This is a genomic window from Maritimibacter dapengensis, from assembly GCF_019218265.1.
Lineage (GTDB): Bacteria > Pseudomonadota > Alphaproteobacteria > Rhodobacterales > Rhodobacteraceae > Maritimibacter > Maritimibacter dapengensis.
Genome location: NZ_JAHUZE010000003.1, coordinates 240,838 through 261,201 on the forward strand (window position 1 = coordinate 240,838; position 20,364 = coordinate 261,201).

Below are 20,364 nucleotides of genomic sequence, written 5' to 3' on the forward strand. Positions count from 1 at the left end.
CACGGGATTTCATTTTGATTGCAAAAATTCTGATGGCCGCGGCAATTTCCGGCGGCGTGTTCCTCATCATCGCAGGCGTTCTGATCCTGAGCCAGAAACCTGATGGCATCGTGGAAGGCGAGAGCCTCGGTTTTCAGACCGGAGGACCGCCGCCCGTGGTTCCCCTCACCGAATTCACCGCGCGCGATGGCGCGACGCTTGCCTTTCGCGATCTGCCCGGAGACGAACCGCCGATCGTCTTGATCCACGGTTCGGGTTGGCATGGCGCAGCTTATGAAACGCTCGGTCGCGCAGTAGCGGATCGCACAGGACGGCGCGTGGTCATCCCGGACTTGCGGGGCCACGGACCGTTCGCGAACCCACGCGGCGACATCCGCTACATTCGACAACTCGAGGACGACATGGCGGACCTCGCGGCGCACATCGGGGCCGAGCGCGCAGACTTCGTTGGACACAGCTCTGGGGGTGGGCTGACCATCCGGCTCGCCGGCGGCCCATACCGCGACCTGATGAACAAGGCCGTCCTGATCGCGCCCTTCCTCCGCTACAACGCACCGACTGCACGTGACGACAGCCACTGGGCGGAACCGCAAATTCGCCGCATCATCGGTCTGTCCATGTTGAATACGGCAGGTATCCGGGCCCTGAACGGCCTCAAGGTGATCGAATTCAATCTGCCGCAAGAGGTTCTGAACAGCGAACAGGGGCAATGGGCGACGCAGTCTTATTCCTACCGGCTCAATACCGGCTTCGCCCCACGCGCCAAGTATCTTGAAGACATCGCTGCGCTTCCGCCTTTCCTGTTGCTCGCTGGCGAACTGGACGAGGCATTTCGAGCCGATCAATACGAGCCGGTGATGTCAGGGGTTTCGGATGCGGGAAGCTATGAGTTGATGCAAGGCCTCGGTCATCTCGACATTCTCAATGATCCCGAAACGGCGCAACGGATCGCGGCATTTCTCGCCGAATGAAAACGCTGCCCGGACCCCGGGCAGCGCCGCTTGAGCGTGAGGCGTACCTCAGGTCTCGATCCGAAGCACCTGTCCGGGATAGATCTTGTCCGGATGCTTGAGCATCGGCTTGTTCGCCTCGAAGATTTCGTTGTAGCGGTTGCCATCGCCCAGGGTTTTCTGCGCGATTGCCCAAAGCGTGTCGCCTTTTTCGACCGTATGGAAAAGCGTCTCCGTCTCCACATCGGCCTCGACCTCGGCGATACCGTCGACGTTCCCGACAGCCAGGATCACCTTTTCTTTCTCGGCGGTCGACATCGACCCGCCTTTGACCGTCACCTTGTCTCCATCGACCTTGATATCGAGCCCTTCGGTCGAGACGCCGAGCTCTTCGACTTCCTTCTTCAAAGCTTCTTCGTTTTTCGCGTCCTCACCGCCGAACAGTGATTTGCCAGCACCCTTCACGAAATTCCAAAGACCCATGATACTCTCCAATGCGAATAAGTCCGGCCCCATGTTGCGCCGTGGCCGAGGGTTGGACAAGTCTCAATTATGGCGCGACAACTTCGCCTGCCTGGCAGCCATGTTTTTTCTTGTTTTTGGCCTCCCTGACCTTAGGCTTGCCTCGGGGCCGGAGGCCCGTGGACAGAAATGGGAGCTATTACATGGGCAAACGTGACGATCTGATCGCGCAATATGCCGACGATCTAAAAAGTAAGTGTGGCATGTCGCCGGACATGGACCTGCTGACGAAAGTGACAATCGGATGCGGACCCTCCATCTATGACGCTGACGCATCGACGGTGGCGGGATCTCAGCAAAGCGAACTCGAGACGGTGAAAAACAACTTCCTCGTCAAGAAGCTCGGCCTCGCGGACGGGCCTCAGTTGATGGACGCGATCAATGCGGTGATCGAAACCTATGGCCGTTCCGAACGGAACAAATACCGCACCGTTGTCTATTACATGCTGGTCAAGCATTTCGGCAAAGAGTCGGTCTACAAGTAACGCGCGTTCGGTTTGCAAGATGGGGCGCCCGTCGGGGCGCCCCTTGTCGTTTGGCGGTCGACCGCGTTCGCGACCAGTCAACGCAATTTGCCGAGAATCTTAATCACTCGCTTGTTGAGCGACTCGTTCACGCGAGATATGAATTTCCCGACGACCAGGACGGTCGGACCCTTATTCAAGAGACACGTGCGGTGCTGAGGGAGCGCGTGGGGTGGATGGAGGGTCCGGTCGGGGTGGTCGGGCCCTCCATATTTTTTAGCCGAAAAGCGTAAGCACGATGCCGATGATCGCGCAGCCGAAGACCGAGTATCCGCCGTCGATCACCGACAACAGATAGGGCCGCCCGGCATAGGCATTGTTGATGAGTGTCCAGGGCGCGATGAAGAAAAGTCCGATCCCAAGCCCCGACGTCAGCCCCTTGCCAACCGTGTCGATGCCCGCCATCGCGAATATATGGCGCATGAAGCCGGCGACGATGATCATCACGATGAATGAGATGATGAACGGAAGCGCGCCACCCAGCGGCTTGCCGTCAGTCCCCGTTTTGACCTCGGCGGCCTTCATCCACGGTTTGGACAGCGCCATGTACCAGACCGCGCCGAAGATCCACGACCCGGCCGCGGCGACCAGAATTGCGAGAATACCCATGTTAGTCCCTCCTGAAACGATAGGGACAATATGGAGGGGTGCGACAATTTGGCCTAGTCTTTTTCACCCGCCAGCTCGAGAACGACGTTCCACTCGGCTTCGGTCACGGGCTGCACCGAAAGCCGGGAATTGTTCACCAAGACCATGTCCGCGAGGCGCGGCTCGTCCTTGATCATGTCGAGCGTCACCGGGTTTTCGATTGCGCGCACCGCCTTGATGTCCACGCATTCCCAGCGCTCGTCATCCGTGGTGCTGTCGGGGTGGATCTCGGCGCAGACCTCGACGATCCCGACGATGCGCTTTTCATTGACCGAGTGGTAGAAGAACCCCTGATCGCCCAGCTTCATCTCGCGCATGTTGTTGCGGGCCTGGTAGTTGCGTACACCGTCCCATTCCTCGCCCGCTTCACCCTTGGCAAGCTGATCGTCCCAGCCCCAGGTGTTCGGTTCGGATTTGAAGAGCCAATATGCCATCAGCCGACGACCTTTTTCCATTCTTCGATACGGACGTCCGAGAACAGGCCAGCTTTGGCATAGGGATCGCCATCCGCCCACTCCTGCGCAGCTTCGCGGGTCGTGACGGACAGGATCACGAGCGAGCCGCACATATCGCCATTCACGTCGAGGAACGGCCCAGCCTGAAGCACCAGCCCCGTCTCTGAAACGTAGTCCAGATGAGCGTCCCGGTTTTCCTTGCGGGTTTCAAAGTGCCCGGGCTTGTCGGTGCAGATCAGTGCGAACATTCATTCCTCCTTGAGGGGGCGGGCGAGGAGCAGGTCGCTCGCCTCGTTGATGGTGATATGTCCCGCCATCACGGCGACGACCATATCGGTAATGGGCATGTCGATTTTGGCGTTTTGCGCGGCAATAGAGACTGCTTTCGCCGTCGCTTGCCCTTCGATCGTCACGCCTTCGGGCTGAACCTCGCCCCGGCCGAGATGAAGGCCGTAGGCATAGTTGCGCGACTTCTCGGACGTGCAGGTCAAAGACAGGTCTCCGAACCCCGAGAGGCCCTGAAGCGTGTCCGGCTCGGCGCCACGAGCGACGGCGAAGCGGTTCATTTCGGCAAATCCGCGGGTCATGAGGGCGGCGCGTGCGCTTTCACCCAACCCGGCCCCGATGGCGAGACCGCAGGCAATGGCGATCACGTTCTTCATCGCGCCGCCGATCTCGACACCCGTCATGTCGGTGGCCCGATAAAGCCGCAGGTTGGACCCGGAGAGCGCGGTTTGAAGCGGCTCGGGGTCTGCGGCCGCGATGGTGAGCGCGGTTGGGAGACCGGCCGCGACGTCGACCGCGAAACTCGGGCCGGAGAGCAGCGCGGACGTCGCGTTCGGACAGGTCCGCTCGATGATCTCGGCGGGGCCTTCTCCGGTCGTCAGGTCGATCCCTTTGCAGGTCGCGACGAGCGTGCGACCGGACAGTTTGTTGGCATGATCCGTCAGGAACCCCGCGAGCTTCTGCATCGGCACCGCGATCAGCACGATGTCGGACAGAGCCGCATCCAGGTCGTCCGTGACCGTCAATGCGTCTGGAAAGGCAAAGCCCGGAAGCCGTCGCGTGTTTTCGCGCGTCTCGGCCATGTCGCCGGGGTCACGCGCCCAGAGTGTGACTGGCGTGCCGCTCCGCGCGATGGCGATGGCGAGCGCCGTGCCGAATGCACCTGCGCCGAGGACCGAAACGCTCATGCCTTTGCTCCCTTCTTGCCTGAACCCAACATCGGCTGGGCGGCATTGTCCAGCGGCCATCGGGGACGGGCGGCAAGCGTCAAGTCGTCGGTATGTCCAGCGCGATACCGTTCGATCCCGGCCCACGCGATCATGGCGGCGTTGTCGGTGCAAAGGGCGAGCGGGGGGGCGAGAAACTCGGCACCAGCCTCGCCACAAACAGTCTCTAACGCCGCGCGAATGGCGATATTCGCGGCGACGCCACCCGCCACGGCAAGAAGTGGCTCGGCAGGCGAAAGCGCCATGTATTCTGCAAGTGCGCGGCGGGATTTCTCGGCCAGCACGTCCGCCACGGCAGCCTGGAAGCCGGCGCAGAGGTCGGCCCGGTCCTGCACGGTGATCCCGCCTTTTACGGTCACGATCTTGTCGCGCTCACGCAGAAGCGCAGTCTTCAGTCCGGAGAAAGACATGTCGCATCCGGGACGATCGAGGAGCGGGCGTGGCAGGCGAAAGCGCTTCGGATCGCCCATGGCGGCTTCGGTCTCGACCGCAGGGCCGCCGGGCTGCGGAAGCGCAAGCAGGCGTGCGGTCTTGTCAAACGCTTCACCCGGCGCGTCGTCGATCGTGCCACCGAGCCGCGTGAAGTCCTCCGGCCCCTTCACGATCAGAAACTGGCAATGTCCGCCTGACACCAACAGCATGAGGTAAGGATAGGCCGCCCCATCCGTTAGCCGCGGGGTGAGCGCATGGCCGGCAAGGTGATTGACCCCGATAAGCGGAAGGCCGGTTGCGGCCGACAGGCCTTTGGCCATCATCACACCCGCGAGAACGCCTCCGATCAAACCCGGGCCGGCGGTGACAGCGATGGCGTCGAGGTCCGACAATGTCATGCCCGACTGCGCCAACGCCTCTTCCACGCAGAGATCGAGCTTCTCGACATGGGCACGCGCCGCGATTTCCGGAACCACGCCGCCAAATTCAGCGTGCAGATCGGTTTGCCCCGCGACGACCGAAGCCAGGATTTCGGTTTTATCTCCGGCCCGGACAACGGCTGCCGCCGTATCGTCGCACGAGCTTTCCAGCCCAAGTATGGTGATCGTATCGGACATGGCACGCCGGTTGCGGTGGGGGTCACGTCGGGATACCAACAGGAACGGTTCCAGACAATCCCGTGAGGCCCAATGACCCGGACCCCGACGCTCGTCCTGACGCGGCCCATCGTAGCGTCCGAGCGGATTGCACGGCTCTACGACGGTCCGGTCGTCGTCTCTCCGGTTCTGCAGATCGTGGGCACGGACGCGTCGATACGATTGTCCGGGTATGCCGGCGTTATCCTCACCTCGGCCAATGCCATTCCCTTTCTGCCTGATCTACACGGTGTACCGGCCTACGTGGTCGGGCAGGAAACAGCGGCCGCTTGCCAGGCGGATGTGCGCCTCGTAGCGCGTGACGCTGATGATCTGGTGTCCCGGGTCACCGCCCGTGGACCGCTCCTGCACCTTTGCGGGCGCGAGACGCGCGGTGACATCGCGCATCGTCTGAGTTCGGCTGGAATAGGCACTGATTCCGTTGTCATCTACGAACAGCGCGCGCAGGACCTCACCGAAGATGCGAAGGCCCTGATCGAAAACGGGGAGGCCGTCATCTTGCCCCTGTGGTCGCCGCGAAGCGCACAGCTTGTCGGGCGACAGATCAAGACGATTTCCCCCGGTGTGCGAGTGATCGCCTTCAGCCCTGCGGTTGCGAAAGCCTGGTTTGATGAGACTGGCGGTGATTGCGTGACATGTGCCGAGCCGACGCGGGAAGAAATGCTGCGTCAGGTTGACGTCGCGAAGGTCGGGTAAGTTGCCTTGAGGCCCATTCGGCCCCTCGTTAAGGTCAAAGGCGTAAGCCGCAAAACGCGGCGCGTTGAGATTCGAGAGGTGTGCCGTGGCGAAATCACCGAAAACCGACAAGTCGGCGAAATCCCAGGAGGATGACAAGGATTCTGTCGCGCAGGACGCGATCGAAGATGCGGTGGTGATGGACGATACGGAAACAGACGACAGCGATCCGTCCAACGACGATGCCGACCACGCGCACGAACCCGAAGACGCCGAGAGTTCGCCATCCAACGCACCAAAGGACGCGGCCTCGGACAGCGTCGAAGAGACCCACTCGGATGAAACCGGCGAAGAACGTGAGCGTGAAACCGTCGTGCAGGACGCACCGATGCCCGTTCCGGTCGCGTCTGAGGGACGGGGCGGAAGCGGCGCCTTCATTGGCTTCGTACTAGGTGGTGTAATCGCGGGCGCGATCGGTTTCGGTGCCGCCCAATATGTGTCCGGCGGTTGGCCATTCGATATGACCGGCAGCGATGCAGAAGACCCTGTGGCGCAGGCGTTGGACGCGCAGTCGTCCGACATCGCCGCACTTCAGGACCAGGTCTCGTCCAATAGCGAAGCGCTCGGCGCGCTACAGGGCGACACGTCACTGGACGATCTTGGTGGTCAGATCCGCGCCGACATCGTCGCAACGCAGAGCCGGATCGAGGAATTGAACGGACGTCTGGACGACTTGGCGGGTCGCGTCAGCGACCTTGAAAAGATGCCAACTGGGGACAGCGCCGAAGCTGCCGAGGCTGCTGCCCAGGCGTATGAACGCGAGCTTGCGGAAATTCGGGAAATGCTCGACGCCGAGCTTGCTGCATTGCAGGCCGAGCAGGAAGAAGCCCAGACGCTCGAAGTGAATGCGGCCGAAGCCGCGCAGGCGGCATCTGCACGCGCTGCTATGAGCAGGATCATGGCGGCACTCGACAGCGGCCAACCCTTTGAAGACGCCCTGTTCGACCTGACGACCTCCACCGGGACAGAGGCGCCCGAAGGCCTCGCTTCCGTCGCGTCCGAAGGTGTTCCGACCTTGGGCGAGTTGCAATCCGCATTCCCGGCAGCCGCGCGAGAAGCACTGGATGATGCGATACGAGGCATGGTGGACGCTGGCGAGATCGGGCGCGGTGAGGCCTTTCTACGCACGCAACTCGGCACCCGGTCACTCGAACCGCAGGAAGGCGACGACCCGGATGCGATCCTGTCCCGCGCCGAATTCGCCCTCGCCAATGGCCGCATCGCAGAGACGCTGGACGAACTCGCTGCGATGCCCGAGGCCGCTCAACCTGCACTCGCGGATTTCATCGCCGCAGCCGAAACCCGGCAGAGCGCGCTATCGGCCGGGTCGGAACTCAGCCAAACTTTGAATCAATGAGGACGCACACATGATTTGGTCCCTTTTCAAGATCATTCTATTTGTCGTTCTGATCGGTGCGGCCACGGTCGGTGCAGCGTATTTGCTAGAAACCGATGGCGGTATCCGCATTGATGTGGGCGCTACCGAGTTCAACCTCGGAGCCTTGCAGGCCGTCATCGCACTCATCGTACTTGTCTTTGCGCTCTGGGTTCTCCTAAAGCTTGTCGGCTTGATCGTGGCAACTGTGCGCTTCCTGAATGGCGATGAAACCGCGATTTCGCGCCATTTCGACCGCAACCGCGAACGCAAGGGTTACGCAGCGTTGGCCGAAGGTATGATGGCGCTCGCCTCGGGCGAAGAACGTACCGCGATGACCAATGCCGCGCGGGCGGAGCGTTATCTCCGCCGACCCGAACTCACAAATTTGATCACCGCCCAAGCCGCAGAGATGGCCGGCGACCGAAAGAAGGCCACGGAGGTCTACAAACGTTTGCTCACGGACGAGCGCACCAAGTTCGTCGGGGTCCGCGGACTCATGAAGCAAAAGCTCGAGGAAGGCGACACCGAGACAGCGATGAAACTGGCGGAGAAGGCCTTCGCCTTGAAACCGCAACATGCCGAAACCGGCGACGTGCTGCTGGCATTGCAGGCGACGCAGAACGACTGGCATGGTGCGCGAGAGACTTTGGGCACGAAGGTTCGTCACGGCGCCTTGCCAAAGGACGTCGGGAAGCGCCGTGACGCGGTACTGGCCTTGCAGGAAGCCAAGGGCGTGTTCGAGGAAGGAAACTCGATCCGGGCCAGAGAAGCCGCCATCGAAGCCAACCAGAAATCGCCGGACCTCATCCCGGCCGCGATTCTGGCTGCGCGCGCGTACCTGGAGCAAGAAAACCCGCGCTATGCCGCCCGTGTTCTGTCGAAGGCCTGGAAGGCATCGCCGCATCCCGACCTCGCAGCCGCTTACGCCGAGATCAAACCGGATGAGAGCAGCGCCGAACGCATCAAGCGTTTCCGGACACTGACGAAAGCGCATCCGGACCATCCGGAAACGAAGATGCTTCTTGCCGAACTGCATGTCGCCGCCCAGGAGTGGGACAAAGCCAAAGCAGCCCTGGGCGATCTTGCGACAGAGCATCCGACCCAGAGGGTTCTGACGCTCGAAGCGGCGATCGAAAGGGGACAGGGCGCCCCCGACAGCGACATCCGCGCATTGCTGGCCAAAGCCGTTGTTGCACCGCGCGGTCCTCAGTGGGTCTGCGACAAGTGCAATCACATCCATGGTGACTGGACGCCGATCTGCGGGAATTGCGGTGCCTTCGACACGCTGGCCTGGCGCGAACCCGAAGCGTCCGACGTAAGAATGCCGGGCGGCGCAGGGATGGACGCACTTCTTGTCGGCGCGCCAGATATCGCGCCTGAGCCAGAGACGGTGGTAAGTGCTGAAGAAGATCCCGCCGAGCCAATCCCGGAGGTCGCTGAAGCCTCCGACGACGTGATCGAAGGCGAAGCTTCGGACGCCGACGAGGAAGAGCCCGCAAAAACAACCGGCTAGCACGCCAGTTCGTCGCGAATTGCGCAAGGGCGCCGCGCTTCGTGTGTGATCGGGATTAGTGCAAAAAAGGGCTACACACCCCGCACCGGGAGTGATAATCACCGCGCACCGAAGCGGTGTGCCGCTGTAGCTCAGCTGGTAGAGCACGTCATTCGTAATGATGGGGTCGGGGGTTCGAGTCCCTTCAGCGGCACCACTTCGGGGTTCAGTCTGGATTTTTGAAAGCCAAAAAGGCCCTGTTTGTAGTGGGACTTCAGTGTTTTTCTGTCCCCTATGGTCCTGGAAAATCCGGTGGTATCCGGCTTGTGTCGGGGTAGCTTGACCGAGCTTAGGCTGCTCGAATGGCACTGCATGACACCCGGATTCGAAATCTGAAATGAAAGGATACTCCATACAAAAAAGGAGATTCCGCCCGCTGATACCTGTTGGTGAACCCCAAAGGCTCAAAACTTTGGCCGTTCAAGTATCGGATTGACGGTCGCGAGACGCATTTGTCGATCGGAAAGTATCCGGATGTGGGGCTCGCTCGTGCGCGAAGAAAGCGTGCTACAGCGCGTATCAGCCAAAGCAGTTGCGGGTACGAGGCCGATGGGTCAGTCCCTTGCAGAACGGCCGCTTAATTGAGGCCGTCGAAGCCACAAACCCGGACGGAGCCGCCCGTGCGCTGCACGATCTTGTCGCGGTGCAGGGTGAGAAGTTCCAACTTCTGAAGAGCGCTTGGGATTCGCTGTGGCGAAAAGCACAGCAGGTGTGACACCGTCAGGCGGTTCAGTCTTCGCCGAAGTCTGTGCTACGTGTCTGCGCCTCCCACGCCTTCATCTCGGCGTCCATCCGATCGCGCTGTTGCAGCACACGGTTCAGGGCATCGGTCCCCAGAAGCAGGTGCGTGGGCGGATTTGCGGCCTGGGCAAGCCGAACGATCACCGATGCGGCGCGGGTGGGGTCGCCCAGTTGCCTTTGGTTAATCTGGCGCAGTGACGACAGAGCTTTTGCTGTGGCGCCCCCTTGATCCGCACCAACCTGCCTATCTTCGGGCATTGTCGCGTTGTCCAGAAAGTCGGTGCGGAACTGGCCCGGCGCGATAGCGGTCACGTGAATGTCCGTGCCGTCCAGCTCGGCGGCGAGGGCGGCCGAAAACCCCTCGACCGCAGCTTTCGCGGCGGCGTAGGCGGCGGTGGCGGCACCGGGCGCGCGGCCCGCGACGGATGTGATGTTCAGGATGCGGCCAGCCCCCTGCGCGCGCATGTGGGGCAAGAGCGTGCGGCAGATTTGGATACCCGCGAACACGTCCACCTCGAACAGCACTTCGAGCTGATCGTCGGTCAGATCATCCAGCGCACCGATGACGCCGAACCCGGCGTTGTTTACCACGACGTCGATTTTGCCATGGACCGACAGCGCCTGACGGGCCGCTGCTTCGGCCGCCCCCGGCTTGGCAAGGTCTACGGTCAGAAGATGCAGCCGATCCCCGGCATTCTCAAATGCCGCAGAGCCTTTGCGCACGGTGCCGATCACCTGGTCGCCGGCGGCCAGCGCGGCGACCGCGATGGCGTTGCCCAGACCGCGCGAGACACCCGTGATGAACCAGACTTTCATGTGCGCCCTTTCGCGTCGTGTCGTTGCCCCGAATGGCATTTCGGCCTCAGGCCTTGCGACGGCCCTGAAGCGCGCCGCGCGACAGACGGTCGAGCAGAAGGGCAACCGCAACAATTGCCAGCCCGGCGCGCAGGCCAAGGCCCATCTCCATCCGGGTCAGACCCCGCGTCACCTCGGCGCCCAGCCCCCCTGCACCGACCAGCCCGGCCAGAACGACCATGGCCAGCGACAGAAGGATGCACTGGTTGAGCCCGACGACAAGCGTGGGGGTCGCTGCGGGAAGTTCGATCTTGAACAGGATCGTGCGCGGCTTGGCCCCGATCGCTTGGCCTAGTTCCTTGAGGTCCGTCGGCACGCCGCGGAACGCGAGTGTCGTCAGGCGCAGCATCGGCGGCACCCCGTAGACGATGGTCGCGATGACGGCGGGCACGGTCCCGAGGCTGAAGATGATCACGGCCGGGATCAGATAGACCCAGGGCGGTACGGTCTGCATCACGTCGAGTATGGGGCGTAGCACCGCCTCGACCCGGCGGTGACGCGCCGCGTAAATCCCAAGCGGAAACGCGATGCCGACGGAGATGGTCACGGCTACCAGCACCAGCGCGATGGTCTGCATCGAGGCGTCCCAGAGGTCCATGACCCAGCAATAGGTAAGGCAGAGCGCCGCTAGAATGGTCGTTTTCACGCCGCCAAGGGCATAGCCCGCGACGGCGACCAACGCGATCAGAACGAAGGGCGGCGGCAGCAGGAACAGCCATTCGATCCCGCCCAGCACCGCTTCAATCACATCAGAGATCACGGCGAGGATCGGGTGGAAATTGGCGTTCAGCCAGTCGACGACGGGGGCGATGAAGGCACCGGGATCGAAACGCATCATTTTTTCCTAGCGGCCGATTGCGTTATGCGGTCGAGCACCATGGTCAGCACCACGATGGCGATGGAGGCGTTGATCGAGGTCGAAATGTCCAGCGTGCGGATCGCGCCATAGATCGTTTCGCCCAAGCCGCCCGATCCGACGATCCCGGCGATTACGACCATGCCGAAGGCCATCATCAGGCTTTGGTTAATCCCCGCCATGATCGACGGGACCGCAAAGGGCAGTCGGATCTTGAAGAACATCTGAAGATTGGTGACGCCAGACGCCTGCCCGAGTTCGACGAACTCATGCGGCGTCTCTCGGATGCCGAGCGATGTCAGCCGGATCGCTGGGGGCATGGCGACGATTACTGTCGCGGCAAGCGCTGTCGCAGGGCCGTACCCCAGAAGGGCGATCGCGGGAAGAAGGTAGATGTAAGGTGGCATCGTCTGGATCAGGTCGAGCGTCGGCATAAGCGCCCGGTCGAGCCGCGGAAAGAAACCCGCGAGGATCCCCACCGGAAGGCTGATGGCCAGCGCGATCACGCTTGCGGCGAAGACGAGTGCCAGCGTCTCCATCGTTTCGGCCCAAAGCCCCATGGCGTAGCAGGCCGCAAGAGCAAGGGCGGTGACGATCCCCGGCACAAGGCCGATCATCCGCCACGCGGCAAGGCCGAGAACCACCGCGACCGCATAGAACGGCGCGGCGATCAGAGCCCAGAGCACACCGTCATAAAGACCCTCGAGCGCGTAGCGGGCCGCGTCGAACAGAAAGGCCGCGTTGTCGGTGAGCCAGTACAGGATGTCGTCCACCTGCCTGTCGAAGCTATCAACGAAATCTTCCATGGTTGCGGCTCAAGCCTCCGCGCCGATGGGGTCCGCGCCAGCCTCGCCGCGTACACCCAAAAGCAGGTTGCGCACCGACACCACGCCGACCACGCGCCCGTCCTCTTCGACCGCAAGTGCGTCGGCAGACGTCTCGGTGATCTGGGCGATCAGGGCGTCGATGTCGGCCTCGGGGTCGCAGCGCGGCAAGTCGTCGACGGGTCCGTCCCAATCGGCGACCGGCACCATCACCGAATGAGCCTTGATCAGATGCAGGCGCGAAATTCCGGCGACGAAATCGGCGACATATTGATCCGCCGGGTCCATCACGATGTCCTCGGCGGTGCCGACCTGAATAAGCGCGCCATCCTTCATAATCGCGATCCGGTCACCGATGCGGATGGCTTCGTCCAGATCGTGGGTAATGAAGACGGCGGATTTGCCCAGCTCTTTGGTCAGCTGGCGAAACTCGTCCTGCAACTGCCGCCGGATCAGCGGATCGAGCGCCGAGAAGGGTTCGTCCATCAGAATGATCTCGGGGTCGGCGGCCAGCGCACGGGCCAGCCCGACGCGCTGCTGCATTCCGCCCGAAAGCTCGGACGGATAGTGCTTGGTCCAGTCCGAAAGCCCGACCTTGGCAAGCGCTGCGGCGGCGGCTCGGTTGCGCTCGTCCCGGGGGATGCCCTGCACCTCAAGCCCGAAGGCCGCGTTCTCAAGCACATTGCGCTGGGGCAGCAGGGCGACGCTTTGGAACACCATGCCGATATGCTCGGCGCGGGTGCGGCGCAGCGCGGCGGCGTCCATCTTGGAAATGTCCTGGCCCTTGACCAGAACCGTGCCAAGGCTGGGTTCGATCAGGCGGTTGAGAAGCCGGATCAGGGTCGATTTGCCGCTCCCCGACAAGCCCATGATGCAGAAAATCTCGCCCCGGCGAACCTGAAGGCTCGCGTCCGAAACCCCGACGACACAGCCGTAGTCGCGCAACACGTCGCGTTTGGATAAGCCCTGTGAAGTGATCGCTTCGATGGCTTCGGCGTTCCGGTCGCCAAAGACTTTCCAGACCGATTGACAATCGATCAGAACTTCTGCGTTTTCCATGGTCGTCCCCGTCGTGTCTCGTCTGGCTTTTACCGGATCGTATTGGGCAGGAGGGCCACCGGACAGCGGCCCTCCCAATCGTGTCAGTCGTAGGACTTGATGGTTTCCCAGCGCGACAGTAGATCGGCATGTTCGTCGAGCCAGTCGGACACGGCCTCATCCATGGTCTGGCCGTCTTTCACCGCAGCGTTCATGGCCGTGATGTCCTGCAGTGGCAGAAAGACCGAGGCGATTGCCTCGCGCGCGCCGGGCTTCGTGTCCGAGAACCCGTTCTGGGCGATCCAGTAGTAAGTCTGGGGCGGCGCGAAGATGCCTTTGGGGTCGGCCAAGAACTTGGTGTTATACTTTTGCACCATCCACGACGGCTCCCACAGCGTGACCGCGATCCATTCTTCGCGGTCCACGGCGGACTTGAGTGCGGCGGTCATGCCCGCGGTGCTACCTTCGATCAGTTTGAGATCGAGCTCGTATTCCTCGACCACTTCGGCCGCTTCTCGCATCAGGCCCGAACCTGGCTCGAGCCCTACGATCTTGCCGTCGAACTTATCGGCGTTCTCGTTCAGCTCTTCGATGGAGTCTATCGTCACGTATCTCGGTACTGCGATCGCCTGATACAGCCCATGCGACACCGGCGAGATCTTTTCGAGCCGATTCTTGTTTCGGTCCCAGTAGTCATGTGCGACGTAGTCGACGTGCGAGGTCAGAACCTCGATGTCGCCTTTGGCGAGCGCGGCATAGGCGATGCCCCACTCGGAGAACTCGGTCACTTCGACCGTGTATCCGCGATCTTCGAGAACACGCTTGGTGACCCCGGTAATCGGCGTCAGGTCTTCCCACAACAAGGTGCCCATCTTGATGACATCGTCCTGTGCGACCAGCGGCGTCGCCAGACCCAGAGCCATCGCGCTGGCCATCAAAGTTTTCAGCAGTCCACGCATTTTCAACCTCCATGCAGTTTGCGGCGCTTTTGTTCTTGTTCTGCACGGTATCACGCGAGGGCGTTTGGCCGGCGTCGAAAAAAGGCGACAACCCATAAACTGAATTTATGGGTAATGTGCGTCTTGTTCTGATCTGTATCTTGTTGGATAAGGAATATGTGCGACGCACCGTTTCGCTTCATTGATGAAATCTATGTAAGACCTAAGGGGGACAGCATGTCCGAAACACTGAGACGTCAGATTTCGTCGCCCGGCGCCTTGATCGCGTTCGAGGCCGCGGCAAGGCTGGGAAGCTTCGGGAATGCAGCGACGGAGCTGAACGTCACGCAGCCGTCGATTTCGTATCAGGTCAAGAACCTTGAAAAGCATATCGGCACGCGGCTTTTCGAACGCCGGGGGCGCGCCGTGGCCCTGACCGAAGAGGGCAAGATCCTGTTCCGTGCGGTCGAGCGCGGGTTTGCCGAAATACAGGTGGGGCTTGCCCAGATCGCGCAGCGCGCGAACGAGCATCTGGTCACGCTGTGCGTTTCGTCCTCGGCAGCCGCGCATTTCCTTCTGCCGCGCCACCCCGTGCTTTCGGCGGCGCTGCCGGACGTGGACCTCAGCCTCAAGATCATGAGCCGGGACATCAATCCCGCCGCAGAGAATGCCGACTTCGCGATCCGGCTGGGTCACGGGGACTGGGAGGATCTGACGGCGTGGCGGCTTTTCGACGAGGTGTATTTTCCGCTTTGCGCGCCGGACTTTTTCGAGGGCCGCACGTCGGGCGTGTCGCTGGACGAGCTGAAGGGGCGCAACCTTTTGTTCCTGCGCGAACGGTTCCGGTCGCGCGACGACTGGAAGACCTTTTTTGCCGAGGCCGGGGCGCCTGCGCTGAACGTCCATGCGCGGATGACCTTCTCGGACCAGCAGACGCTGCTACAGGCGGCGGTGGCCGGGCAGGGGATCGGGCTGGGGTGGATGGGGATGACCGACGGGTTTCTGAACGATGGCTCGCTCATCAACCCGACAGGCATTCAGATCAGGACCGACCGCGCGTTCTACCTCGTCACGCCCAAGTCGACCACGCTCACCGCGACCGCCAAGCGGTTTCGCGACTGGATCGTGGCGCAGGGGGCCGAAATTCAGGCGCGGGTGGCCGATGGGGACGGCTCGGCCTAAGGGACCAGCGCGGTGTGGACAAGGCCCCCGGCGTGGCCGGCGGCGTGGTCGATGGCCTGCGCCACATCGCCAAGCGCGAAGGGCCGCGCGGTAAAGACCGACATGTCCAGAACCCCGCTGTCGATCATGGCGATCACCTGATCCAGATCAGCCTTCGTGAACCAGTAAGATCCGATCACCGCGTTGCTGTTGCGCATGAGCGCCCCGGCGTCGAGCATGAGCGGCGACGACAACCCGCCGACGAAGGCCGCTTTCGCGAACCGGCGAAGGCGTCCGATCAGGGTCGTGCTGATGGCCCCGGCGTCCCCCGAGGCGCAGTCGAGAACAAGATCGAGCGCCGAGCCGTTGCCATCGGTGCTGGCCACGATCCGCGCAGGGTCCAAAGCCACGAGCGCGGCAAGCCGGTCCGGGTTTCGGCCGACCACTTCGATGCGCGAAGCCCCCATCGCAAGGGCAAGGACCGCAGCGCTCGCCCCGACGACGCCGCTGGCGCCATTGATCGCGATCCGCATCCCGGGCCGGAACCCGGCTTCGCGCAGGCCCCGCAGCGCGGTGCCGAGCCAGCCGATCCGGCACAAAAGCGCAGGCTCTATGGACCAATTCGGCAGGGGCGTGAAATAGGCGGTGGGGGCGTGGACGAATTCGGCAAAGCTGCCGTTGGGCCAGTCGGCCATCGGCCCCTTGGCTCCCTCGCCCAGCCCGAAACACCCGAGAAAGCCGTGATCCGGCGCGGGATCGTCCGCCGAGCGGCTTCCGGTGAAGGCGTCGAAATACACGCGCTGGCCGGGTTCAAGATCGCCCTGCGCCGCATCGACGATGCCGATGGCGCATTGACCGGGCGTGAACGGGCGCGGCGGTGTGGTCCAGGCGCCCGAAGGCAGCGCCCCCATGTAGGAGGCGACCATGGCCGCCTCCATCCGCACGACGGCAGCCCCCGGCGCGCAGTCGGGTTTCGCAACCTCGCAGACGGCGAAATCGGTGTCGCCTTCGCGGATCTGAACGGCGGTCATCCGGGTCATGCGAGATCGAACCAGATTGTCTTGAGCTCGGTGTACTGCTCATGCGCGTGAATGCCGTTGTCGCGGCCGCCGAACCCGGATTCCTTCATCCCGCCGAACGGCGTCGAAATCTCGCCCTCGCTGTAGCTGTTCACCGAGACCGTTCCCGCGTGCAGACGGCGGGCTAGCCGGTGCGCGGTCCGCACGTCCGAGGTGTAAAGCGTCGCCGCCAGCCCATAGGCGCTGTCGTTGGCAAGCTCGACCGCGTGATCGTCGCTGTCGGCGCGGGTGACGGTCACGACTGGCCCGAAAATCTCTTCGCGGAAGATGGTCAAGTCCGGCGTCACGTCGGCAAAGATCGTGGGCTGGAACGACAGCCCCTCGCCCGGCTCGCCCCCGGTGACCAGCCGCGCGCCTTGCGCCTTTCCGGTCTCGACCAGCCCGGACACCTTGGCGAAATGGGCGTCGCTGACCAGCGGGCCGTTCTGGGTTTTCGGGTCGAGCGGATCACCGATCACCCACGTCTTCGCCTGTTTCGCAAGCTCGTCGATCAGTTCGTCGTACACCGAATGATGCGCGATGATCCGGCTGTTCGCGGTGCAGTTTTCGCCCATGTTCCAGAAAATCGCGCCCGCCTGAATCTCCGCGATCTTGGGAATGTCGCGGGCACCTTCCAGCACGACCGCCGCGCTTTTACCGCCCATCTCAAGGCAGACTTCCTTCATGTTCGACTCTGCCGCGTAGGTCAGGAACCGACGCCCGGTTTCGGTCGATCCGGTAAAGGTCAACGCGTCGACATCGGGATGACGGCCCAAGGGCTCGCCCACGTCCGGGCCCATGCCGGTGACGATGTTCAGAACGCCGGGCGGCACCCCGGCCTCAATCGCAAGCTCGCCCAGCCGCAGCGCGGTCAGGCTGGTTTCTTCGGCGGGTTTCACGATCACGCTGTTGCCGGTGGCAAGCGCGGGGCCGATCTTCCACGCCATCATCATCAGCGGGAAGTTCCACGGCAGAACGGCGGCGACGACCCCGATCGGCTCGCGCACGATCAGGCCAAGCGCATCGGGCGCGCTGGGGGCGATCTGGTCATAAAGCTTGTCCTGAGCTTCGCCGTGCCAACGGATGCAGTTCGCGGTTTCCGGCACGTCGATGGTCAGGCAGTCGGTGATCGGCTTGCCGGCGTCTAGCGCCTCCATCACCGCAAGCTCGGTCACGTTGTCTTCGATCAGGTCGGCAAGCCGTGCGAGCACGGCCTTGCGCGCGCTCGGATGCAGGTCCGACCACACGCCCGCGCGAAACGCCGCGCGGGCCGAAGCGACCGCCGCATCCACGTCTTCGGCGGCACAGGCGGGCAGCTGGGCCAGCGTGCGCCCGGTGGCCGGGTCGACCGTGGCGAAGGTCGCGCCAGAGGCGGCATCGCGCCATTCCCCGCCGATCAGGATCTTGGACGGCAGGAACAGCTTTTCGGCAATCTTGTGATACTCGGACATGGCGCGACTCACGACAGCGGGGCGAGCGTGGCCAGCATCTCGGCGCGCATCTCGTCGCTGATCTGTTGCAGCGGCGCCCGCACGTAGCCGTGGCCGAACCCCCGATGATGAGCGGCGGCCAGCACGCATTGCACGTAGCGATGCGACCAGACGTACAGAAGCGAGGGCAGCATCTTGCCCCACAGTTCGAGCGCGGCGTCGTAATCCTTGGCGGTCACGAGGTCGTAAAGGCGCACCGCTTCGTACGGCATATAGTTCGCCGCGCCCCAGATCGTGCCGACGGTGCCCGCCATCATGGCGTAGACCGTCGTGGGATCGGCGCCGTTCAGAACCTTGCAGTCGGTTTGCAGATAGGCCTGATGAACGGAAAGATCGCCGCCGCTATCCTTGATGTAATTGTAGTTTTCAAGCTGCGACAGACGCTTGAGCAGTTCGGGCGACACCGAAAGGCCGGTCGCCTGCGGGATGTTGTAGCCCACGATATCGACCCCGACCGCCGCGTCGATGGTGCGGTAAAACTCGAAGATGCCGTCGTCGTCGTCCGGGCCTTCGAGGTAGGGCGGCAGGATCATGAGCGCATCGGCCCCGATGCTTTCGGCGTGGCGCGAGCGGCGCACGACCTCATCCATGTTCAGCGCCGAGGTCTGGCAGATCACGTTGCACTGGCCATCGATGCGCTTGATCCCCTTTTCGTAAAGCTCGTTGGCTTCCGCCTCCGTCAGGTACGGATGCTGCCCGGTGCCCGCGCCCAACACCAGCCCGTGGATACCGGCGTCGATGTAGGCGTCGATCAGGCGATCCCATTCCGCAAAATCAATCGAGCCGTCCGCGCGGAACGGGGTCTGCATCGCAAGGTTGATACCAGCGAGATTGGCCATGTTAAGCTCCTTCAGGTTTCTTTGCCGGCCCGCAAGAACCGCCATTTGGTTGTGGCGCGCACGCCGATTTCGGTCAGCCACGCAGGGTAGCCGCGGTTGGGTTTGGTACGGGCGTTCAGAATGTCGATGGAGCGCGAACTGTGGCCCAGCCCCAGCTCGGCCAGTGCCTTGCCGAAGCCCGTGCCGCGCGCGACCCCGGTGCCGTTGCAGAAGGCGGCGCCATAGACCCGGTCGGCCAGCTGGCCGAACACCATGCCGCCGTTCTCGGCCATGGTCAGAAGCCCGCCCCAGCTGTTCTCGTACCCGATCGAGGCAAGGTCGGGATACCGGCGGCGGAACGCCTCTTCGTGATGCGTCTTGGCGTAATCCACGTCGCTCTGGCCCGAGCGGAAGCCGCGGGCATAGGAATAGACGTTGCGCAGGAAAAGCCGGTTGTCGTTCGTCAGGCGCATCGTCGTGCCGAAGCTTTCCGCCGGGATCACGCCGAACGGGCCGCTCGCCCCGACCTGCGCGAGTTCGGCTGGCGTCAGCTGCCGGGTCATCGACGCATAGGTGTACACCGGGATCGCCGTCTTGTCGTAAAAACCGCTCTTGGTCAGGTAGGCCGCGTTGCACAGGAACACCTTGCGCGCCCTGATCTCGCCGCCGGAGGTCCGGCAGACGTGCTGCTGCGGGCGGTAGTCGATGTCGGTCACTTGCGTCTTTTCGTAAACGGTGACGTTCTCGGGCAGCGCCGCGACCATGTTGACCAGATACTTCGCGGGTTGCATCAGCACGGTGCCGGGGGTGTGGATCGCCGCAAAGTAATGCCTGGACCCGGTGCGCGCCTGAATCTCTTCGCGGTCCAGCCAGGTGTGCGGCTTTCCGATCTGGGTCAGCGCGGTCGACATTTCCTTGAGGCAGTCGTTTCCGCGCGGCGTGGCGGCGGCGTGGTATTTCCCCGACGGGTCCCAGTCGCAGTCCACGCCCAGACGTTCGACCGCGTCGCGCAGATAGTCGATGCCTTCGACGTTGACGTGATACTCTTCCTCGTTGCCCTTTTGGTCTTCCGCGAAGTGCTTGTTGCGGGGGTTGTGGGCAAGGTCGATGGCGAACCCAGCGCAGCGTCCGGCCGCCCCGTCTCCGATCCGGCCCGCGTCCACCAGCACCACCCGCGCCTCGGGGTCGAGTTCGCCTAGCCGGCGCGCGCAGTGAAGGCCCATCCAGCCGCCACCGATGACAAGGTGATCGCAGTCAAGATCGGCGCTAAGGACGTTTGCGGGCGGGCGTGGACCGAGGGCGGCGAACCACCCCGACTTGGTCGGCTCCATATGGACAGGCATGATTTTCATGGGCGCACCAGGCTTTCGTTACTCCCCCGACACTACATCGGCCCGGCCCGTCGCCCCATGCTGGAAAAATCACCTCATCCATAAACCCAGCTTATAAAAATTCCGCCTATTAAAGCATTTTGGCCGCCCAAAGATCAGGTTTATCTATG

Annotated in this window: 23 protein-coding genes and 1 tRNA gene; 9 read left to right on the top strand and 15 right to left on the bottom strand. The window is 62.8% G+C overall.

Going from position 1 to position 20,364, the window contains the following annotated elements; all coding sequences use genetic code 11:
* Positions 1–32: 32 nt before the first annotated feature.
* Positions 33–971, top strand: a complete 939-nt coding sequence (locus KJP28_RS13355; protein ID WP_218393112.1) for an alpha/beta fold hydrolase — start codon at positions 33–35, stop codon at positions 969–971.
* Between the two features lie 48 nt (positions 972–1,019).
* Here the strand turns inward: KJP28_RS13355 and lysM are convergent, their stop codons facing one another.
* A complete protein-coding gene (gene lysM / locus KJP28_RS13360) occupies positions 1,020–1,433 on the bottom strand; it encodes a peptidoglycan-binding protein LysM (RefSeq protein ID WP_218393114.1) in 414 nt (137 codons plus the stop codon).
* 182 nt (positions 1,434–1,615) lie between these two features.
* Here lysM and KJP28_RS13365 point away from each other — a divergent pair, with 182 nt between their 5' ends.
* Complete coding sequence (locus KJP28_RS13365) at positions 1,616–1,957, top strand: DUF2853 family protein (protein ID WP_218393115.1); 342 nt, start codon at positions 1,616–1,618, stop codon at positions 1,955–1,957.
* A 255-nt stretch (positions 1,958–2,212) separates the two neighbouring features.
* Here KJP28_RS13365 and KJP28_RS13370 read toward each other — a convergent pair whose 3' ends face one another.
* From KJP28_RS13370 to tsaD, 5 genes are read right to left on the bottom strand one after another with little or no spacing between them, the layout of a single operon-like run.
* The gene (locus KJP28_RS13370; protein ID WP_218393116.1) at positions 2,213–2,605 is read right to left on the bottom strand and encodes a DUF1761 domain-containing protein; all 393 of its coding nucleotides are present in this window, start codon (positions 2,603–2,605) and stop codon (positions 2,213–2,215) included.
* A gap of 53 nt (positions 2,606–2,658) precedes the next feature.
* Positions 2,659–3,078, bottom strand: coding sequence for an EVE domain-containing protein (locus tag KJP28_RS13375; RefSeq protein ID WP_218393117.1), 420 nt, complete (start codon positions 3,076–3,078; stop codon positions 2,659–2,661).
* Positions 3,078–3,347, bottom strand: coding sequence for a YciI family protein (locus KJP28_RS13380; protein ID WP_218393119.1), 270 nt, complete (start codon positions 3,345–3,347; stop codon positions 3,078–3,080). Before KJP28_RS13380 ends, KJP28_RS13375 begins: the two co-directional genes overlap by 1 nt.
* On the bottom strand, positions 3,348–4,292 hold the full coding sequence (locus tag KJP28_RS13385; RefSeq protein ID WP_218393120.1) for an NAD(P)H-dependent glycerol-3-phosphate dehydrogenase: 945 nt from the start codon (positions 4,290–4,292) through the stop codon (positions 3,348–3,350).
* The gene (gene tsaD / locus KJP28_RS13390; RefSeq protein WP_218393121.1) at positions 4,289–5,380 is read right to left on the bottom strand and encodes a tRNA (adenosine(37)-N6)-threonylcarbamoyltransferase complex transferase subunit TsaD; all 1,092 of its coding nucleotides are present in this window, start codon (positions 5,378–5,380) and stop codon (positions 4,289–4,291) included. The genes KJP28_RS13385 and tsaD overlap by 4 nt, the downstream gene beginning before the upstream one ends.
* A 72-nt stretch (positions 5,381–5,452) precedes the next feature.
* Here tsaD and KJP28_RS13395 point away from each other — a divergent pair, with 72 nt between their 5' ends.
* The 6 genes from KJP28_RS13395 (at position 5,453) to KJP28_RS13420 (ending at position 9,799) form a co-directional block, all read left to right on the top strand.
* A complete protein-coding gene (locus KJP28_RS13395; RefSeq protein WP_218393122.1) occupies positions 5,453–6,115 on the top strand; it encodes a uroporphyrinogen-III synthase in 663 nt (220 codons plus the stop codon).
* Between the two features lie 85 nt (positions 6,116–6,200).
* Positions 6,201–7,511 carry a COG4223 family protein gene (locus KJP28_RS13400; RefSeq protein WP_218393123.1) on the top strand — a complete coding sequence of 437 codons (1,311 nt, stop codon included), beginning with the start codon at positions 6,201–6,203 and terminating at the stop codon, positions 7,509–7,511.
* A 10-nt stretch (positions 7,512–7,521) separates the two neighbouring features.
* Complete coding sequence (locus KJP28_RS13405; RefSeq protein WP_218393124.1) at positions 7,522–9,045, top strand: heme biosynthesis protein HemY; 1,524 nt, start codon at positions 7,522–7,524, stop codon at positions 9,043–9,045.
* A 120-nt stretch (positions 9,046–9,165) separates the two neighbouring features.
* Positions 9,166–9,241 (top strand) — tRNA-Thr (locus tag KJP28_RS13410).
* A gap of 232 nt (positions 9,242–9,473) precedes the next feature.
* A complete protein-coding gene (locus KJP28_RS20135) occupies positions 9,474–9,665 on the top strand; it encodes an Arm DNA-binding domain-containing protein (RefSeq protein ID WP_418887937.1) in 192 nt (63 codons plus the stop codon).
* Complete coding sequence (locus KJP28_RS13420) at positions 9,647–9,799, top strand: hypothetical protein (RefSeq protein ID WP_218393478.1); 153 nt, start codon at positions 9,647–9,649, stop codon at positions 9,797–9,799. The genes KJP28_RS20135 and KJP28_RS13420 overlap by 19 nt, the downstream gene beginning before the upstream one ends.
* A gap of 14 nt (positions 9,800–9,813) precedes the next feature.
* Here the strand turns inward: KJP28_RS13420 and KJP28_RS13425 are convergent, their stop codons facing one another.
* From KJP28_RS13425 to KJP28_RS13445, 5 genes are all read right to left on the bottom strand, one after another.
* Positions 9,814–10,641, bottom strand: coding sequence for an SDR family NAD(P)-dependent oxidoreductase (locus KJP28_RS13425; RefSeq protein WP_218393126.1), 828 nt, complete (start codon positions 10,639–10,641; stop codon positions 9,814–9,816).
* A 46-nt stretch (positions 10,642–10,687) separates the two neighbouring features.
* Complete coding sequence (locus KJP28_RS13430) at positions 10,688–11,515, bottom strand: ABC transporter permease (protein ID WP_218393127.1); 828 nt, start codon at positions 11,513–11,515, stop codon at positions 10,688–10,690.
* Positions 11,515–12,342, bottom strand: a complete 828-nt coding sequence (locus KJP28_RS13435) for an ABC transporter permease (protein WP_218393128.1) — start codon at positions 12,340–12,342, stop codon at positions 11,515–11,517. The genes KJP28_RS13430 and KJP28_RS13435 overlap by 1 nt, the downstream gene beginning before the upstream one ends.
* A gap of 9 nt (positions 12,343–12,351) precedes the next feature.
* Positions 12,352–13,419 carry a quaternary amine ABC transporter ATP-binding protein gene (locus KJP28_RS13440; protein ID WP_218393129.1) on the bottom strand — a complete coding sequence of 356 codons (1,068 nt, stop codon included), beginning with the start codon at positions 13,417–13,419 and terminating at the stop codon, positions 12,352–12,354.
* 83 nt (positions 13,420–13,502) lie between these two features.
* Complete coding sequence (locus KJP28_RS13445; RefSeq protein ID WP_218393131.1) at positions 13,503–14,357, bottom strand: glycine betaine ABC transporter substrate-binding protein; 855 nt, start codon at positions 14,355–14,357, stop codon at positions 13,503–13,505.
* A 216-nt stretch (positions 14,358–14,573) separates the two neighbouring features.
* On the opposite strand from KJP28_RS13445, the gene KJP28_RS13450 reads away from it, so the two are divergent.
* Positions 14,574–15,518, top strand: coding sequence for a LysR substrate-binding domain-containing protein (locus KJP28_RS13450; protein WP_218393132.1), 945 nt, complete (start codon positions 14,574–14,576; stop codon positions 15,516–15,518).
* Here KJP28_RS13450 and KJP28_RS13455 read toward each other — a convergent pair.
* The 4 genes from KJP28_RS13455 to KJP28_RS13470 are packed head-to-tail and all read right to left on the bottom strand — an operon-like array spanning position 15,515 to position 20,215.
* Positions 15,515–16,537 (bottom strand): alcohol dehydrogenase catalytic domain-containing protein, encoded by a 1,023-nt coding sequence (locus KJP28_RS13455; RefSeq protein WP_218393133.1) that lies wholly within the window; start codon positions 16,535–16,537, stop codon positions 15,515–15,517. The genes KJP28_RS13450 and KJP28_RS13455 overlap by 4 nt on opposite strands.
* A complete protein-coding gene (locus KJP28_RS13460; protein ID WP_218393134.1) occupies positions 16,534–18,006 on the bottom strand; it encodes an aldehyde dehydrogenase in 1,473 nt (490 codons plus the stop codon). Before KJP28_RS13460 ends, KJP28_RS13455 begins: the two co-directional genes overlap by 4 nt.
* An 8-nt stretch (positions 18,007–18,014) precedes the next feature.
* The gene (locus tag KJP28_RS13465; RefSeq protein WP_255552383.1) at positions 18,015–18,884 is read right to left on the bottom strand and encodes a dihydrodipicolinate synthase family protein; all 870 of its coding nucleotides are present in this window, start codon (positions 18,882–18,884) and stop codon (positions 18,015–18,017) included.
* Between the two features lie 11 nt (positions 18,885–18,895).
* The gene (locus tag KJP28_RS13470; protein ID WP_218393137.1) at positions 18,896–20,215 is read right to left on the bottom strand and encodes an NAD(P)/FAD-dependent oxidoreductase; all 1,320 of its coding nucleotides are present in this window, start codon (positions 20,213–20,215) and stop codon (positions 18,896–18,898) included.
* Positions 20,216–20,364: the final 149 nt, after the last annotated feature.